The 16839-nt window shown below is 74.6% G+C and carries 14 protein-coding genes and 1 tRNA gene; 1 reads left to right on the top strand and 14 read right to left on the bottom strand.

What is annotated here, in order from left to right:
• The 10 genes from CUD01_RS15165 to CUD01_RS15120 all read right to left on the bottom strand — a co-directional run.
• A partial coding sequence (locus tag CUD01_RS15165; RefSeq protein ID WP_141322331.1) for a M50 family metallopeptidase occupies window positions 1-946 on the bottom strand: 946 nt, incomplete at its 3' end.
• The gene (locus CUD01_RS15160; protein WP_141322329.1) at window positions 943-1980 is read right to left on the bottom strand and encodes a lantibiotic dehydratase C-terminal domain-containing protein; all 1038 of its coding nucleotides are present in this window, start codon (window positions 1978-1980) and stop codon (window positions 943-945) included. The genes CUD01_RS15160 and CUD01_RS15165, both read right to left, overlap by 4 nt.
• The gene (locus CUD01_RS15155; protein WP_141322328.1) at window positions 1977-4700 is read right to left on the bottom strand and encodes a lantibiotic dehydratase; all 2724 of its coding nucleotides are present in this window, start codon (window positions 4698-4700) and stop codon (window positions 1977-1979) included. Before CUD01_RS15155 ends, CUD01_RS15160 begins: the two co-directional genes overlap by 4 nt.
• A complete protein-coding gene (locus CUD01_RS15150; protein WP_208405282.1) occupies window positions 4697-6223 on the bottom strand; it encodes a nitroreductase family protein in 1527 nt (508 codons plus the stop codon). Before CUD01_RS15150 ends, CUD01_RS15155 begins: the two co-directional genes overlap by 4 nt.
• Before the next feature lie 83 nt (window positions 6224-6306).
• On the bottom strand, window positions 6307-8130 hold the full coding sequence (locus CUD01_RS15145; protein WP_141322325.1) for a TOMM precursor leader peptide-binding protein: 1824 nt from the start codon (window positions 8128-8130) through the stop codon (window positions 6307-6309).
• Entirely contained in the window at window positions 8127-10232 is a 2106-nt protein-coding gene (locus CUD01_RS15140; protein ID WP_141322323.1) for a TOMM precursor leader peptide-binding protein, read from the bottom strand. The genes CUD01_RS15145 and CUD01_RS15140 overlap by 4 nt, the downstream gene beginning before the upstream one ends.
• 7 nt (window positions 10233-10239) lie before the next feature.
• Window positions 10240-11976, bottom strand: coding sequence for an AfsR/SARP family transcriptional regulator (locus CUD01_RS15135; RefSeq protein ID WP_141322321.1), 1737 nt, complete (start codon window positions 11974-11976; stop codon window positions 10240-10242).
• Window positions 11977-11986: 10 nt separating this feature from the next.
• Entirely contained in the window at window positions 11987-12196 is a 210-nt protein-coding gene (locus CUD01_RS15130; protein ID WP_141322319.1) for a hypothetical protein, read from the bottom strand.
• Between the two features lie 41 nt (window positions 12197-12237).
• Complete coding sequence (locus tag CUD01_RS15125; RefSeq protein ID WP_141322317.1) at window positions 12238-12423, bottom strand: hypothetical protein; 186 nt, start codon at window positions 12421-12423, stop codon at window positions 12238-12240.
• 466 nt (window positions 12424-12889) lie between these two features.
• Window positions 12890-12962 (bottom strand) — tRNA-Arg (locus CUD01_RS15120).
• A gap of 175 nt (window positions 12963-13137) precedes the next feature.
• Between CUD01_RS15120 and CUD01_RS15115 the strand changes: the two genes are divergently transcribed.
• The gene (locus CUD01_RS15115) at window positions 13138-13596 is read left to right on the top strand and encodes a GatB/YqeY domain-containing protein (RefSeq protein ID WP_141322315.1); all 459 of its coding nucleotides are present in this window, start codon (window positions 13138-13140) and stop codon (window positions 13594-13596) included.
• Window positions 13597-13677: 81 nt separating this feature from the next.
• Here the strand turns inward: CUD01_RS15115 and CUD01_RS15110 are convergent, their stop codons facing one another.
• The 4 genes from CUD01_RS15110 to CUD01_RS15095 form a co-directional block, all read right to left on the bottom strand.
• Window positions 13678-14709 (bottom strand): LLM class flavin-dependent oxidoreductase, encoded by a 1032-nt coding sequence (locus tag CUD01_RS15110; protein WP_244937800.1) that lies wholly within the window; start codon window positions 14707-14709, stop codon window positions 13678-13680.
• 76 nt (window positions 14710-14785) lie between these two features.
• On the bottom strand, window positions 14786-15523 hold the full coding sequence (locus CUD01_RS15105) for a class I SAM-dependent methyltransferase (protein ID WP_141322312.1): 738 nt from the start codon (window positions 15521-15523) through the stop codon (window positions 14786-14788).
• Between the two features lie 42 nt (window positions 15524-15565).
• Window positions 15566-16384, bottom strand: a complete 819-nt coding sequence (locus CUD01_RS15100; protein WP_141322310.1) for a hypothetical protein — start codon at window positions 16382-16384, stop codon at window positions 15566-15568.
• A 46-nt stretch (window positions 16385-16430) separates the two neighbouring features.
• Window positions 16431-16625, bottom strand: a complete 195-nt coding sequence (locus CUD01_RS15095; RefSeq protein ID WP_141322308.1) for a hypothetical protein — start codon at window positions 16623-16625, stop codon at window positions 16431-16433.
• Window positions 16626-16839 lie beyond the last annotated feature (214 nt).

The following is a 16839-nucleotide window of genomic DNA, read 5'->3' as shown; positions in this document are numbered from 1 at the left end:
GGAGCCGCACCGCGACGCCGCGCGGGTAGCGCAGCCGGGGCTCGCGGATCCGCGCCGCGAGCCCGTACACGTAGCGCTGGCTCTCGACCGCCAGACCGGCGGTGCCCATCGCGTGGCCGACGATCTTGTACCCGTCCCACGGCGGGAGCGGGACGAGGCTGAGCAGGGTCAGGGCCGCGCCGCCGACGAGGAACGCCGCGACGAACGCGCTGCCCGGCGCGACGAACCACACGACCGCGAACGGCACGAGGAACGCGGCGTTGGTGATGACGCCCGCGGCCGCGATCAGCACCTGGGCGCCGCGGGACGGCAGGTACAGGTAGTCCTCGACGACGCACCGCAGCGCCACGACGTTGACCTTGGTGACCGTGCAGCCGAAGTACCGTGCCGCGACGCCGTGCGCGAGCTCGTGCGTCGCCTCCGACGCCCACAGCAGGACGACGACGCCGACGACGAGCGCGGGGTCGTCGAACACCGTCCGTGCGGCGGGCAGGAGCCGGGGCAGGTCCACGAGCACCGCGACGAGCCCGGCGCCGAGCACGACGAGCGCGGCCGCCAGGACGCGGCGGCTCACGACCGCGCCGAGCACGCGGGCGAGCGTGTCGAGCAGCGCGACGGCTCGCGTGGGTGCGGGCGCCTCGACCGGCGCGCCCGACGACGACGTCTCGAGCAGCGACCGCGTCCCCAGGAGCCACAGCAGCCGCTCCCAGTGGGACTCGGCGAGCCGGCGGCCGTAGGCGGCCGCGTACTCGTCGCCGATGTCCCCGAGCGTCCGCACGCCGTCGAGCCGGCTCAGCACGAAGTGCTCCTTCGCGGGCACCTCGTACGCCTTGCCGTTCGCGCGGTCCTTGACGACGTACACCGTCGCGGCGCCGCGGGTCAGCGGACGCGACACGAGCAGACCGCGCCGCAGGCGCGGGGTCGCCTCCAGCAGCTGCGTGGTCATCTCGCCGCCACCGCCAGCTCCTCGCGCAGCACCCGGAACATCAGGTACGACAGGTAGGCCTCGTCGCGCAGCGTGACGTGGAAGCGGTTGTTCGTCATGTGCAGGTACGGGGACAGCAGCGTCCGCAGCGCCTGCGCGGGGTCGCTCTGGCGGATGTCCGTCGTGCCGTCCCAGCTCGAGAACACCAGCACTCCCGCCTCGGCGAGCTCGACCACGCGGTCCCGCAGCTGCGCGGAGTGCTCGGCCCAGCCGCGCAGCGTGCGCGGCAGCGCCTCGAGGTCGCCCGACTCGAGCGCGTCGAGCACCGACGTCATGCGCGCCGCCACCTCGGGGGCCATCGGCTCGTACATGCGCTCGTACTCGGACGTGCCGACCAGGTCCGTCCCCGAGAACGCCCGGTGCCAGAAGTGGTGGTACTGCTCCAGGAAGTCGGCCAGGTCGCGCCGGTCCGGCAGGAACGTCGCCGCCATCACCAGCATGAGCTGGGCGGCCGTGCCGAGCAGGACCGTGCGCAGGTGCGCGTTCGTCGTGCCCAGGACGTCGAGCACCAGGTCGGTCGAGTGCGTGAAGTGCCACTCGGCCAGCTCGACTCCCGCCGGGCCGCCGTACTTGCCGTACTCCGGCTCGTACGGGCGGTACTGGAACGAGTTGTTCGGCTGCAGGATCATCCGGCCGTCGTCGCCGATCAGCTCGGCGGGACGGCCCTGCGGGAACTCCAGCTCGAAGAGGATGTCGAACAGCTCCCCGAGGTAGCCGTGGCCCATCTGGTAGAGCGCGGGCCGCCGCTCGAGGTACGCCTGGACCGCACGCTCCGCGCGGGCGCGCACCTGCGGCTCGACGTCCGGCGTGGCCGGCCGCAGTCGCAGGCGCACGTGCGCGCCCTCGAGCCAGTAGTTGATGAAGAAGTGGCCGGCGGTCAGGCCGTCCGCCTCGAGCTCGGCGACCAGCGGCGCGATGCACTGGGTCAGCAGCGGCTGCGGGTTCGCCGCGTAGAAGATGTGCATGGCGAACCAGTCGCCAGCGGGTGCGGTCATCGTCCGGCTCCGTCCTGCGTCGGGGCGTCCGCGCGGAAGGTCTCCAGCGCGATCTCGGTCACGTGCCCCCGGCCGTCGGCCGACCGCAGGGTCAGGTCGTCGGGCCCGGGGAGCATCTCGGCCACCACGGCCTTGTCGGCGGGGTCGGTGACCATCGCCTCGAAGGCCTGCAGCGAGAGCACGCTCGCCAGGTCGAGGAACTGCGGCTTGGGCGACGCGGCGCCCGTGCGCTGCGCCGGGTACACCGTCACGAACGACTGCAGCGGGATGCCGTGCGTGCGGCCCCAGCGGTGCCAGCCCAGGAACCAGTCGGCGTCCGACTGGCCCGGGGTCCGCAGCGGCAGGTCCGCGCCGAGGACCGCCCAGCTGCGCCGGGACAGGACCACCGAGCCGAGCCGCACGCGAGGGCGGGTCGACACCCCGCCGGTCGTCACCGTCTTCGGCACACCGCCCCACACGTCGAACCGCACCATGAGGGTCGGCGAGAGCAGCAGCAGCGTGCGGGCGATCTTCGGCAGCGCCATCGGCACCAGGTAGCCGTTGTAGACGGGGACGACCTCGCGCTCCAGACGCCGCGAGCGCAGCACGAGCCGGTCCCGGTCCGCGTCGTGCAGCAGGTACAGGTCGTCGAGCGGGATCTGCTCGTCGGCGGGTGCGTCGCTCGACTCCCCCGGGCAGACGATCACGTGGTCCGTGAGCCGGCGGTGCAGGTTGAGGTTGGACGTCGCGGGACCGCCCGTGACCTCGGCGTACACCGCGTCGGACGGCAGGTGCGCGGCCGCCGCGGCGCGCAGCGTGTGCGCCAGCGGGCCACCCGCGACGTCGTCGAACGCGTGCGTGAACCGGCTGAACGGGAACGACGGACCACCGAACGACTGGTTGAGCACCAGCATCCGGTCGTCGGCGCCGACGACCTGCGCGAAGTGCCCCAACGGCCGCGGGCCGCCCGTGACCCCGTCGAGCGCGTCACCGATCAGCCCGACGACGTCGGGGTCGAGGAACACCTCGGGCTCGCCACCGGCGACCGCGTCGCGCACGTGCGCCGACAGGCGCTGCCGAGCGTCGTCGAGCACGGCCAGCTCGGGCCGCCCCAGCCAGTCCTCCTCCGGGACGTACTGCCCGTCGTCCCACGTGCGGCGGTCCGCGGTGTACGACGAGTACTGGTCGTACAGGTCCTCGTGGAAGTCCTCGACGACCCGCAGCAGGTCCTCCGCACGTCCGCCCCGGCCGAACCGGGCGACGAAGAACCCGAGCAGCACCAGGCGGTGCGGGAACGACACGTCGAACGCCGGGATCAGGCGCTCGACCGCCGCGAGGTCCGCACCGAACGCGTCCCGCCACGGCCGCGCCGCGATCGCGACGAGCCCGTCGCCGAGCCGGACGTCCTCGTACAGGATCGTGCGGGGCAGGGACCGCTCGCCGCCGAGCCCGTCGAGCAGCTCGAGCAGCAGCTCCCGCAGCGCGGCGAGCACCGCACGCCGGCGGTCCAGGTCCGCGGTGGGCAGCTCGTCCACCAGGGCCACCGGGCCGTCCAGGTCGCTCGCGAGGTCGTCGGCCCACGGCGCACCCACGCGCTCGAGCGCCGCCTGGAACCCGCGCAGCGGGTCCGGGGTGTGCACCAGCGTCTGGAAGCCCGGCAGCGCGAGCATGCCGAGGTCGAGCAGGATCGTCAGGTACTGCTCGCACTGGTCGGCCTGCGCGCCCGTGCGCTCGGCGAGCCAGCCGACCACCGCACGCGCGCTCGCCGACCCGCGGTCGTTGAGGTAGCCCGTCAGCGCGTCCAGCGTGCCGCTGCGGCGCAGGAAGTACAGGCCGTCGCGGATCGAGTCGAAGCTCACCGACGCGTCGTCGTCGCCCATCGTCGTCCAGTGCCGCACGTACCGCAGGCGGTCGCCGTCGCTGCGCCAGCCGGGGCTCAGCGTCACCTCGAGATCCGCGCGGCGCGCGGGGTCCCCCAGGATCGCCTCGACCAGCCGGGCGATCACCGTCACGTTGATGCGCACGTGGCTGCTCGCCGGTCCGGGGACGTCCCGCACGGGCTCGGCCCACTCGCTGAGCTCGGCCGCCGCGACGCCCGTCATCGTCGAGAACGGGCTGGTCTTGCACGCCGTGCGCGCCACGTAGGACAGCAGCGACCGCTCGACCTTGCGCAGCCGCTTCGCCGCCGGCCGCGCCGCACCCGGCGCGGTCATCGAGACCAGCTGCTGGTCCAGCGCCGGTGACGCGAGCTGGATACCGCGCCGCAGCGTGGGGTCGTCGGCCAGCTCGAACAGCCGCAGGCGGGCCGCGTCGGTGTCCGCCGCGAGCACCGCCGCCCCGTCGTCGACCCGCCGCGCAAGCGTGCCACGGCGGTCGGCCCACGCGGCCAGTCGCGCCGCCACCTGCGGGCTCAGGTCCGCGAGCGCCGCCAGCACGCCGTCCAGGTCCTGCGGCAGCACGTCCTTGAACACCTGGCGCCGGACCGCGAGCAGCCGGCGGCGCAGACCGTCGTCGTCGAGCCCGCCGATCACCTCGTGCAGCAGGTCCGCGAGCTGCGCGGACTCGGCGGACAGGTCGTCCTGCGCGTCCAGCACCTCGTGCGCCCAGCGGGTGGCGGCGAGCGTGCGCAGCCCGTCCGTCACGTCCCACGGCAGGCCCGCGACCCGCAGGCCGACGTGCTCGCGCAGGGTCCAGCGGGTCCCCAGACCCGTCACCTCGGTCGTCGTCGTCACGTCGGTCACCCCAGCTCGTAGCGGTAGTCGCCGCCGCCGGCCCGTTCGTGGCCGAGCAGCATGATCAGCAGGGGCGCCTCGTCCGTGACCGTGGTCCCCAGACGCTCGGCGTAGGAGATGTTGTCGAAGCCGAGCGCCACCCCGGCGCCCAGCCCCAGGGCCGCCGCCGCCGTGTAGAAGTTCTGCGAGACCGCGCCGATGGCCGCGTTCACGACGTTGTAGCCACGGGCCCCGACGGCGTCGAGCACCGCGTGCGTGCGGACCGTCGGGACGATCACCACGGCCGTCTGCTCGAGGTTGTAGTTCGCCAGGAAGTAGCTCTGCTGGAGGAACTCACCCGGCTCGTCAGGGCTGACGAGCCGCAGCGCGTTGGCCTCGGGTGCGTACTCGTACACGCCCGCCGGCACGTCCGTGACGTGGTTGACGAACACGTACAGCTTGACCAGCGTGCCGTCGTCCGGACCGTCGATCTCGCTCGGGACCCGCGCCGCGACCGACGCGGCCAGGGCCGCCGCGAGCTCGGCCGCGCTGATGGGCCGGCCCTCGAACCGGCCGAAGCTGGACCGGCGGCGGCGCAGCGCCGTGACGAGCGGCATCGTGAGACCGGCCGGCTCGGGCAGCTCGATCACCGCGCCGTCCGCACGAGGGACGGCACCCACGCCCGCGAGCGAGCCGACCGCCGGGCGGTCCGCCGCGGCCGCGGCCGTGGTGCGGTGGATCGTCGTGAGGGTCGGGAACTCGATGACGACCTTCGAGCGCTCCCGGTCGGACCGCACGACCCGGCCCCTGCCGGGCTCCCGCCCGGTGGCGGGAGCCTGAGCACCCGCCCACGCGATCGGCACGACCGCGAACAGGCCCTCGGCGTCCGGCTCGAGGCCCAGCAGGTCGGACAGGTCGCCCTGGTCGAACCACAGCACCGGGTTGATCAGCCGGCCGTGCGCGCCCGCCCACGTCCGCCAGGTCTGCAGGGTCGTGCCGACGTCCATCGACACCGCGTGGTAGGAGAAGCTGTTGTACTTGAACGCGTTCTGCCAGTACTTGACGCCCACCACCAGGAACTGGGAGGCGTCGTCCGCCGCCGGCCCGACGATGCGGCGCAGACGTTCCACCACGTCCCCCGCGACGAGGCGCTGCATCCCGTGCTGCGCCGGGCTGTAGTAGTAGACGCCGGGGCTGACCTCCGCCCCGGGACCCGCGACCCAGTACGTGCTGCACGGGTACAGCCCCCCGCCGGACGCCGTACCCCGGTACCAGTTCGCGTACTGGTAGGCCGGGAGCGAGACGAGGTCGGTGTTCGCGGTCGGCGCCAGCCGACGGCCCTGCAGCGCGTACGAGAACTGCAGCATCGCCGACAGCGACGGCAGGTCGAACGGCTCGTCGCCGCCGGCCGCCGCGAACCCGTCGGCCACCGTCGGCGCGTCGTCGTCCGCCGTGATCGCGACGTCGGGCAGCGGGAAGGTGACCGCCCCCGGGTACAGCTTGTGCCGGCGCGGGGCGTCACCCCAGTTCGGGACGAAGTCCTCGGGGGGCATCGGGATCCTGCCGCGATGCATGATCGCTGTCGCGTAGTCGTGCGCGTAACCCATCGGAGGGTCCTTTCCTCAGTGGCTCACGGTCAGGGGAAGGGGTGCGGTGCGGGGTTGATCTCGTCGTCGCGCAGGTCCCGGTCCATCAGGCCGGCCTCGCGCAGCGCGGTGCGCACGCGGCTCGAGTGCGGCGCCCGCTGGCGCAGCCACCCGAAGTCGATGGGCACGAGCCCCGGCACCGTGACGCTCACGGTGTGCAGCCCGAGGGCCTCCTGCTCGGGCGTCGTCTGGTCGACGACCACCACGTCGAAGCCGCGCGCGGCGACCTGCTCGACGCAGTGCGCGAGGTCGGTGCGCAGGTCGTCCGCCAAGGGCGGTGCGGGCCGGTCGGCCCCGAACGTCTCGGCCACGCTGCGCGGCTCGTCGCCACCGTCGAGGAGGAACGCCGCGTGGCCGCGCATCTGCGGCAGGCCGTACACGTGCGGGTGGTCGTGCAGCCCGTACATCGCCGTGAAGTCCGCCGCCATCGCCTCGTAGCGCTCGCGGTCCCAGCCCACGCGCATCGGCGCCATCAGGCAGTCGGTGCCGATCTCGCACAGCGCCGCGGCGATCGCCGCCTCGGGGTCGAGGCCGGCGCCCGCGCCGAACGCCAGGGTGCCGAGGCCGCCGTCACGCCGGACCGCGACACCCACCACCACGGGGATGTCGAACGACAGGCGGGCGTCGAAGAACCGCGCCTCGTACCCGTACATGTCGAGGCGGTCGACCATGCACCGGGTGCTCGCGAGGGCACTGGTGCGCGGGTCGATCTCGGGCAGCGACCGCCGGGCGAACCAGGCGACCAGGAACGCGTCCCGCTCCACGAGCTCCATGAGCCCGTGGTAGGTCGCCTCGGTCAGGGACGACCCGGACGCGCAGCCGTTCGACGTCTCCTGCACGAACCGCTCCGTGACCGGACCCGCGTGGTAGTACGCCAGGTTCTCCGGCACCAGGACCGCGCGGTCGTCGCGCAACGACCACCCCCACACCCACGGGATCGGCCGCTGCGGGTCGAACCGCCGGATGTGCGGGTTCTTCTCGTAGAACTCGTCCCGGTAGAGCCCCCCGACCCGCGGGTCGACCGCGACGTCGCCGAGCTCCGCCAGGCTCGCGTGCACGGTGGTGCGCCGGCCCCGCGGCCGCAGACCCGCCGCGCGCTCGAGCCCTTCCAGGACCGCCACCTGCGTGCTCACGCGGACCGAGTCCGCGTGACCGCCGTACAGCGTCTCGCGCAGGTACTCCCCCGCGCGCAGGCCGAACGTGCCGTACGCCGGCGCCGTCGAGCGCGAGGTCATCTCGAACCACATCGACGTGCCGAGCGCGCCGCTCACCGGGTTGGCGTACGCGTCGGTCTCGAGGCCGTAGTCGTCGAGGGGACGCGAGCGGAAGACGGTCGGGGCGGGCTTCGGTGCGAGCGTCAGCTCGGGCCGCAGCGGCACGTCGTCGCGGGCCGTCCCGCAGCGCGGGCACTCGGCGTCCGGGACGAACGGCACCCGGCGCACCTCGAGCGACTCCAGGTCGACGCGGTAGACGCTCGCGTACGGACCCGCACCCGCCGCGGCCTGCTCGGCCGCCGCCAGGACGGCCTCCACCGCGTCCCGCTGGAACGCCAGGAGGAACGGGCTCTCGGCGACCGCAACGGACGGCCCGCCGAGCTCCAGCGCATCCCGCAGCGACTTGTCGCGGGCCGCCTGCCAGCGCCGTGCCAGGCACGTGCCGCACGACGCCCCCGAGTCGCCCGCGCCCGGGAACGGCCCGACCAGCCCGTGCGAGCCGGCGACCAGCACCCGCGTCGCGACGTCCTGCGCGTCGGCGGCGAGCTCGTCGTGCAGCCCCAGGCGGTGCGCCTCGAACCGCGGGGCCACGGTGGTCACCGGCGCACCGCCGTCAGCAGCACCCGCACGGCCACGAAGCCGCCCGCCGCGACGTCCACGCCGCCGACCTGCACGGCGAACGCGTCCTGCCCGGCGGTCTCGAGCGCGGCCCGCACCTCGCGCCACGTGGTGGCGCGGTCCAGGGGCGCGTCGGTGGTGGTCGCCGCGACGAACGTGCCCGCGTCGAGCTCGGGCAGCACCGGGTCGTCACCGTCGACCAGGCCCGCACCGGCGACCTGCACCCGGCCGACGAGGTCACGCAGCGCGGCGACCGCGGCGTCCCGCCAGGACACGTCGGCGGCCACCGCCCAGACCGGGCGTCCGGGGGCCGTCGTGCGGGCCACCACGACCGGGACCGGCGCGTGCGCCGACAGGTCCAGCACCTCGACGTCCACGTCCAGGTTGCGGGCCGAGCGCAGCAGGAACTCCAGCTCGACGTCCGTGCGGAGGCTGTCGAGCGCGACGCCGTGCACCGCCCCACCGCGGATCGTGGCCTGCACGGCCGCGTACGCGAGCGCACCAGCGAGGCCCGCACGCACCGCCGCGCCCGCCGTGTCACCCGCGCCGCCGCCCGCGGGCGTCGGCTCGAAGCCGTGCGTCGCGTTGGCCGCACCGAGCGGCTCGGCCGCGGCCAGCGGGACGGCCACCTGGTCGCCGCTCAGGAGCGAGGTCGCCGCGACCCACGGACCCTCCTCGACGAGCTCCGGCCGCACGGCGGTCACCAGGCGCTCGGCCACGCGCTCCATCTCGGCTCCCGCCGGGGCCGTCACGGCGTCCCGCGCGGTGACGCCGACGACCGCCGCGGCCAGCGCGCGCTGCCGCGCCCCCGCCACGTGGTGCAGGTCGAACGCGGGGACGGAGCGCCGCGCACCGGTCGCGGACGCGACCTCGACGACACCCACCTTGATCGGGGTCTGCAGCAGCGTGTCGTCCGCGTAGCCCGCGAAGACCCCCACGTGCGGCTGCAGGAGCGGCTGACGCGCGTTGAGCGCGGCCACGACCTCCTCGTCGGACAGGTCCGGGACGACGGCCGGCTCGACCCACGCCGTGACGTCCAGCTCCCGCGGCGCCGCCGAGCAGAACGGGCAGCGCGGGTGCACGAGCAGCGGCTCGGCGATCACGTCGAGCGACTCGATGTTCTGCACGACGACCTTGCCCTCGGTCTCGCCGGGCAGTGCGCCGGTGACCACGCGGAACGCCTCGTAGGCCAGCAGGTTGCCGACCATCGACGCGAGCGGACGACCGAGCGGACGGGCCGAGCGCGGGGCCGGCCCGGGCAGCGTGACGCCCGCCCACAGCGGCGCGGCCGCGGCCGCGTCGTGCGTGCTCGTCAGACGCAGCACCGCGCACACCCAGCACCCCGCGCCGCCACGTCGCATCGTCGGGCCGACGACCGCGCGCTCGCCGTACGTCCACGTCGGGATGAGGAGCGCACCGTCGGGCACGCCCGCGGCGAGCAGCGCGTACGTCTGACGGGCCGCGGTGTCACCACCGGCGACGAGCACCACGTCGGCGTCGGACAGGTCCGCCCAGGTCACCTCTCCGGTCACGGCACCGAGCTCGACGACCTCCGCACCGTCGCCCGCCTCGGCCTTCGCCGCGAGCGCGACCGGGCCGGGCGTCACCAGGACTCGCGCCGCGCCGTTGCGGACCAGGCCCTTCGCGGACGCGACCGCCACGGCGTCGTCGCCGAGCACCGCGACCGTCGTCGCGCGGAACCGGGCGAACCGTGCCGGGGCGTCGTCGACGTAGTGGTCGATGTACGCGATCTGCGCCGCGAAGCGCTCGGCGTCGCCCGCGTCGATCACGTCGGGACCCGCCTCGGGCGTGTCCCGCGCGAAGCCCCGCTCGTACAGCGTGCGGATCAGCTCGCCGATCATCGCCTTCTGCGCGTCCGGCAGCGAGCCGCACAGGTCGGCGACACGGTTCGTGCCGTCGAGGTAGGGGACCAGCAGGGTGGCCAGGCGGTAGCCCGACGCCGTGGTCAGCCGGAACCCGCTCGACGTGTTGTGGAACAGGACCCCGTCGGGGGTCTTCGTGAAGATGACGTCACGGCGGATCCGGGGCCGTGTGGGGGCGATCTGCTCGTACGACGTGCTCATGGCGGTGTCAGCCCTTCGAGGTGGGTGCGGTGTCACGGACGGCTCGAGCGCTGTCCCGCGCGCACAGACGCACGAGGTCGCTCAGGGTGTAGCTGCGGGGTGGGACGGGTTCGACGAGGCACGCGTCGACGAGCTCGTCGAGGTAGCGCTCCGCGGTGCGCGACGGCACGCCGAGCAGCACGGCGCAGTCGTCGAGGGACAGGACGGCAGGCCCGGCGTCCGCGAGCCGCGACAGCCCGGCCGCGAGCGGGTCCGTGAGGTGGGCCACGGCGTCGCCGAAGCGCCGCAGCACCGACATGGTCGGGTCACCGGGCAGGGAGAGCCGCCCGAGCGGGTCCTCGGCGAGCCGGTCGTACGCGTCGGCGAGGGTCTGCGTCGGCTGTGTGAGGATGCGGGCCGCGGCGATCCGCAGCGCCAGCGGGACACGCCCGCAGAGCTCGGCGATCCGGCCCAGGTGGTGGCGGTCCGGCGACCCCGCCCGGTCCGGGCCGAGCGCCGTGGACAGCAGCGTCGACGTCTCGTCCTCCGGGAGCGGGCCGAGCCGGTGCAGCCACCCGCCTTCCCGGGCGAGGAACCCGGCGAGGCTCGTGCGGCTCGTCAGGACCACACCGTCGTCGCCCGACACCATCGAGACCGCCTCGTGCGCCTGGTCGACGTCCGCGACGTCGTCCAGCACGACGAGCCGGCGCCCGGCCGCGGACGGCCCGACCAGCAGGTCCTGCAACGCGTCGCCGCGCCGCACCGCACCGGACCGGTCCCGCATCTCGACGAACGTGGTGCCGCCCGTGTACCGGGCGGACATCAGCTCGGCGACGTGCCGCGCGAGGGCCGTCTTCCCGATGCCGAACGGCCCGGTGAGGACGATCGGCGAGGCCGGGTACTCGGCGAGCCGCTCGCACATGAAGCGGATCGCGTCCGCCCGGCCGACGAGCGGCCACCTCTCGGCGCGTACGCGGCCGGCCTCGACGCGGTGCCGCTCGGGCCGCGCCCCACCCGGCTGGTCGCCGCGCAGGATCGCCAGCTCGAGGCGCTGCAGCGCCGCGCCCGGGTCGATCCCGAGCTCGTCGTCGAGGTGCCGGCGGATCCGGTGGAACTCCACCAGCGCCTCGGCCTGCCGGCCCGTGCGGTGCAGCGCCTCGATCAGCAGCTCCGCGACGTGCTCGTGCGCGGGGTACCGGCGTGCCGCGTCCCACAGCGCGGGGAGCGCGTCCCGCGCCATGCCCTGGGCGAGCTTGAGCTCCCACACGCGCTCCGCGACGCGCAGCCGCTCGTCGAGGAGGCCCGGCAGGAGGTCACGCTGGACCATCACCGACGGGACGTTCGCGAGCGGCGTGCCCTCCCACAGGTCGAGCGCGAGCTCGAGCTGACGCAGCTCGAGCTCCGCGCTCCCCTGGGCCGCAGCCGTCGCGACGGCGCCGCGGAACCGCGCCAGGTCGAGGCACTCCTGCGGGACCGTCATGCGGTACCCGCCGGGCACGGTCTCGACCGTCCGGCCGGGGACGTCGTGCGCCTCGAGCGTGCGGCGCAGCCGCATCATGCTCGTGTGCAGCGCCTGTTTGGCGGCCGACGGGGGCTCGTCGTCCCACAGCGCCCGCTGCAACGTGCTGCGCGAGACGGCCGCGCCCGCGTCGAGCAGCAGCATGGCGAGCAGGACGGCGGGCTTGCCCGGTGCGAGCACGGCTCCTCGTGAGCCGGACCCGACCGCGACCGGGCCGAGCACGCGGAACGCGGCGGACGTCGTCATCGTCGCCTCCTCACGCTCGCGCTGACCGGGGAAGGGTGTCGGCGTCGCGCCGGGACATCGAGAGCCACAGCCCCTTCGCCCAGGCCCGCTCGGTGCGGCCCGGGAGCGCGGAGGGGGCGGGCACGTCGTCGGCAGCGCTCGGGCGCTCGTGCGGCCCCTCGTCGGGCCGCCCCGCGACCTCGCGTGCGTCCTGGGCGTCCGCCCCGTCGTGCTCCGTCATGGCGCTCTCCTCGCTCGGTGCCGTCGCCTGGGTCGGGTCTGTCACCAGTCCCAGTGGCGGCCGGCGGTCGGGACGTTCGGGGCCGGAGGGGCGGTCGGGGTCGCCGTCGGCGTCGTCGTCCCCGTCGGCTCCTGCGTGCCGTCGTCGGCCTGCGCGGCGACGCCGGCGAGACCGACGGCACAGGCGGTCAGGAGCAGGGCGGCGACGGTGCGGCGGATGTTCGACATGACGTCTCCTGGTGAGCTCGTGGTCGGCGGTCGTGGTGCGCCCCGTCCGGGGTGCGACATGACCAGGCTCGACGGCTCCCACAGGGGTCCACAACGCCAGGTTGGGGCCATGGCCGGATGGTGCCGCGGGGTGCGTGGGCACTCCTCTGCCACCCGGCCCCCACAGGCGGAACTTCCGCATGATCACGCGGATCGACGCCTTCGACGGGCCGCTGCCGCGCCCCCCGACGACCGGGCGGCAGGAGGTGGCCAAGGCACGATCCTGACGCCCCGTCACCACCCGCGGAGGACCCCCGCACCGCCCTCTGGACCGTCGACCGCGCACGTCGCGGACCGAGTGCTGACGTCCTGCGTGCGCGGTCGCGCACGAGCGTCAGCAGTCGGCGCTCGGGGGTGGGCCGGGCCGGGTGGGGTGGGGCCGGGGACGACGAAGGCCCCGGCGGTGATCGCCGGGGCCTTCACGATGCGCGCCCGAAGGGACTCGAACCCCCAACCTTCTGATCCGTAGTCAGATGCTCTATCCATTGAGCTACGGGCGCACTGACCCTTGCGGGCCGGGGTAGACGATACAGGCCAGCACCCGTCCCGCCCAAACCGGATCGGGGTGACGCTGCGCACGACGAGCGCGCGAGGGCGCCGTGCGGGCCTCTCGTGCGGGCCTCTCGTGCGGGTATCCGGTGGCCCGCGCGACGACGAGCGCGAGACCATGGCCCCATGAGCACCCCGACCCTCGACCGACTGACCGCCGACCTGACGACCGCCATGAAGGCCCGTGACACCGAGCGCACGAGCGTGCTGCGCCAGGTGATCGGTGCCGTCCGGGCCGAGGAGAAGGCCGGGCCCGCGGTCAAGGAGCTCACCGAGGACGACGTGCTCGCGGTGCTGAACCGCGAGGTGAAGAAGCGCCGCGAGAGCGCGCAGATCTACACCGACGCGGGCGCCGCGGACCGCGCCGCGACCGAGACGGCCGAGGCCGACGCGATCGAGACGTACCTGCCGGCGCGCCTGTCCGACGACGAGCTCGCGGCGCTGGTCGCGGCGGTCGTCGCGGACCTGGGCGCGAGCAGCATGAAGGACATGGGCGCGGTGATGAAGGAGGCCACGGCCCGCGCGGGCCTGGCCGCCGACGGCAAGAAGCTCTCGGCCCTGGTCCGCTCGGCCCTGTCCGCCTGACCCCCGGCTCCTCCCGCCCGCTCCGGGTGGACGTCGTCCGGTGTGACCGGACGACGTCCACCCGTCGTCGGGGTCAGAAGGTCAGGAGGTCAGGAGGGCGCGGACTCGCGGGGCGACCTCGGTGCCGTACAGCTCGACCGCGCGCAGCAGGTGCTCGTGCGGCAGCGGGCCGTGCGCGTACTTCAGGTCGAACCGCTGCACGCCCAGCGTGCGCACCACGTCCGCGATGCGCCGGGCCACCGTCTGCGGCGACCCGACGAACAGCGCGCCCGAGGCGGCCTCGGCCTCGAAGTCGTCGCGGGTCATCGGCGGCCAGCCGCGCTCGGCGCCGATGCGGTCACGGTTCGCCTTGAAGTGCGGGAACAGCAGGTCCCGCGCGGCCTCGTCGGAGTCCGCCACGAACCCGGGCGAGTGCACACCCACGGGCGGCACCACGGCGTCGTCGCCGTGCAGCTGCCGCACGGCACGGCCGTACAGCTCGACGAACGGCGCGAACCGCGCGGGCGCCCCACCGATGATCGCGAGCATGAGCGGCAGCCCGTACCGCGCCGCGCGCACCACCGACTCGGGCGTCCCGCCGACCCCGACCCACACCGGCAGCGCGCCGCGCTCGGTCGTCGGCCAGGCGCGGGCGGCGTCGAGGGGTGCGCGCGTGCGGCCGGTCCACGTGACCGGGCCCTCGGACCGCAGGCGCACCAGCAGGTCGAGCTTCTCCTCGAACAGGTCGTCGTAGTCGGCCAGGTCGTAGCCGAACAGCGGGAAGGACTCGACGAACGAGCCGCGCCCCACCTGGATCTCGGCGCGGCCGCCGGAGATCCCGTCGAGCGTCGCGAACCGCTCGTACACGCGCACCGGGTCGTCCGACGAGAGCACGGTGACCGCCGAGCCGAGCGTGACGCGCTGCGTGCGCGCCGCGATCGCCGCGAGCACCACCTCGGGCGCGGACACCGCGAAGTCGTCGCGGTGGTGCTCCCCCACCGAGAAGTGGTCGACGCCCGCGCGGTCGGCCGCGACCCCCTGCTCGACCACGTCACGCAGCACCTGGTGCTGCGGCACCGGCCCGCCGTCGCTCGTCGTCGTCACGTCGCCGAACGTGTCCAGCCCGAATGTCACCCGCTGCTCGTCGCTCACGCCGGTGAGAACGACGCACGACCCCGGCCGATTCCGGTGCGGCCCCTGACCGGGCCGGTCAGCACGGGTGCAGCTCGACCAGCCACGACAGGTAGTGCTCGGTCACCACCCCGCCGAGGTCGCGCACCGCGAGCGCGACGGCGTCGACCTCGTCGGGCGTCCAGTCGCTGAACGTCGTGAACAGGCGCCACACCTGGTCGGCGTCGAGGTCGACGCTCCAGCGGAACGTGCGCACCGGGTCGGCGCGGAACAGCCCCGACCGGGTGAGTGCGGCGACGCTCTGCACGGCGTCCTCCGCGTCCGGACCGGGGCGCGGCGGGCGCGTGCGCCGCGCGACGACCTCCGCGACCCGCGCCCGGAACGGCGTCGGGACCGTGCGGTCCCCGAACACGTTGCGCCACACCAGGAAGGTGCCCGCCGGGGTGAGGGCCCGGTGCACGGCGGGCAGCACCACGTCGAGGTCGAGCCAGTGCACGGACGTCGCCGCGACGGCCAGGTCGTACTGCGCCTCACCCAGGTCCACGTCCTCCGCACGCGCGACGACGACGGACGCGGCCGGGTGCGTGGCGCGCAGCCGCTCCGCGAGCCGCGGACCGGGTTCGACGGCCGTGACCGCGAGCCCCGCGGCGAGCAGCGGGCCGGTCGCCTGACCGGTACCGGCCCCGAGCTCGAGCACGCGGCGCCCGGGCGTCAGGTACCCCGCACGGCGCAGCTCCTCCCAGAGCGCCGCGGGGTACGGCGGACGCGCGCCGGCGTACACCGCCGCGTACCGCTCGAAGTGCCCGGGGTCGACCACCCGCCGAGCGTACGACGCGCCTGCGACACACCGGCCGGGGCGTCAGAACGCGTACGTGACCGTCCAGGTGAGCTCCTCGCCGGGCGCGAGCGCGTGCTCCAGGAACGGCTCGGGCGACACGGTGTGGTGGTTGCCCCACACCGCGAACCGGCCGGGCGCGTAGCTCGTCGTCATGGTCACCGCACCCAGCAGATCATGGCGGTGCTCGAGGCGCACCGGACCGCCCGCGGCGTGCTCGAGCTCCGCGTACGGGCCGACGTGCCCGGGCGGCAGCGCACGGCGGCGCACGGTGTGCTCGTCGAGCACCTCGAAGCCGTCGTCCTCGGCCAGACCGAGCGCGACCGAGCTGCGGAACAGCTCGTCGGACGCCGGCTGCGGGAAGAACGGGTGCGGGAACCACACCACCGGGAGCACCGCCTCGTCCGCAGCGTTCAGCAGCGTCGTCGTGGACGTCAGGACGCGTCCGACGAGCGACACGGTCCGCTCGAGCGCGCACGCGTGCTCCGCGAACGCGTGCGCGGTGCGGAACCCCAGCGTCGGCCCGTCGTGCGTGACGTCCCACGCGCACGGCTCGACCACCCGGCGCGCCTCGAGGTCGCACACCCCCACGCCCAGGACGAGCGCGCGCGGCTCGGGCCCGGGACCGTGCAGCGGCGCGAGCGCGAACGCGTCCGGTATCCCCTGGCCGTCGAACCAGTTGAACGAGTCCGGGTACGTGGGGCCGGACATCAGCGGCCCGCGCACCTCGTCGTGCACCTGGAAGACGTAGCCGCCCGTGCAGTACCGCACGCCCGTGCGGTCGCGGTCCGCGACCGGGTCGAGCACCTGCACCCGCAGCTCGTCCGTGAGCAGCTCGAACATCGCCTCTCCTGCCGGTCGACCCGCACGGTACCGCGGCTCGTCGGGCTCACGCCCGGGCGACCACCGCGAACACGGGCGAGTCCGGGTCGTGGTCGGCCCCGGCCACGTCGCCGTACACCTCGACCTCGCCGAACCCCGCGGTCGCGAGCTCGCCGCGGACCTCGTCGGGCGTGAGGCACTGCATCCAGTTCCAGAACTGCCGCGTGCTCCCGTCCTTCGTGATCGTGTAGCGGTCGAGCACGCGCGCACCCGGGCCGAAGGCCAGGTGGGCGACGAGCCACTCGACCGACCGCGCGATGAACGCGTGCGGTCGGGACGCGGGCGCCGAGTCCGGGTCGATCTCACCGGGCGTGGACGCGGTCCAGCACTTTCATGCTCCTGCGCCCAGACGCGGAACCCCCTGGCGCCGTCGGCCACCAGGGGGTTCCCATGAGCTTCCTCATGGCGGAGACGGT

This window comes from Cellulomonas uda, from assembly GCF_006538705.1.
Classification (GTDB): Bacteria; Actinomycetota; Actinomycetes; order Actinomycetales; family Cellulomonadaceae; genus Cellulomonas; species Cellulomonas uda.
The sequence above is the reverse complement of the archived record's forward strand: the minus strand, read 5'-3'. Positions and strand labels throughout refer to the sequence as shown.

What these genes read in the sequence shown, in the direction of transcription:
- CUD01_RS15150 (WP_208405282.1), bottom strand. Translation starts at nt 6,223, where the DNA reads ATGCCCCCCGAGGACTTCGTCCCGAACTGGGGTGACGCCCCGCGCCGG.
- CUD01_RS15100 (WP_141322310.1), bottom strand. Translation starts at nt 16,384, where the DNA reads ATGTTCGAGCTGCTCACGGACGAGCTGCGGGTGCAGGTGCTCGACCCG.
- CUD01_RS15115 (WP_141322315.1), top strand. Translation starts at nt 13,138, where the DNA reads ATGAGCACCCCGACCCTCGACCGACTGACCGCCGACCTGACGACCGCC.
- CUD01_RS15130 (WP_141322319.1), bottom strand. Translation starts at nt 12,196, where the DNA reads ATGACGGAGCACGACGGGGCGGACGCCCAGGACGCACGCGAGGTCGCG.
- CUD01_RS15135 (WP_141322321.1), bottom strand. Translation starts at nt 11,976, where the DNA reads ATGACGACGTCCGCCGCGTTCCGCGTGCTCGGCCCGGTCGCGGTCGGG.
- CUD01_RS15140 (WP_141322323.1), bottom strand. Translation starts at nt 10,232, where the DNA reads ATGAGCACGTCGTACGAGCAGATCGCCCCCACACGGCCCCGGATCCGC.
- CUD01_RS15160 (WP_141322329.1), bottom strand. Translation starts at nt 1,980, where the DNA reads ATGACCGCACCCGCTGGCGACTGGTTCGCCATGCACATCTTCTACGCG.
- CUD01_RS15125 (WP_141322317.1), bottom strand. Translation starts at nt 12,423, where the DNA reads ATGTCGAACATCCGCCGCACCGTCGCCGCCCTGCTCCTGACCGCCTGT.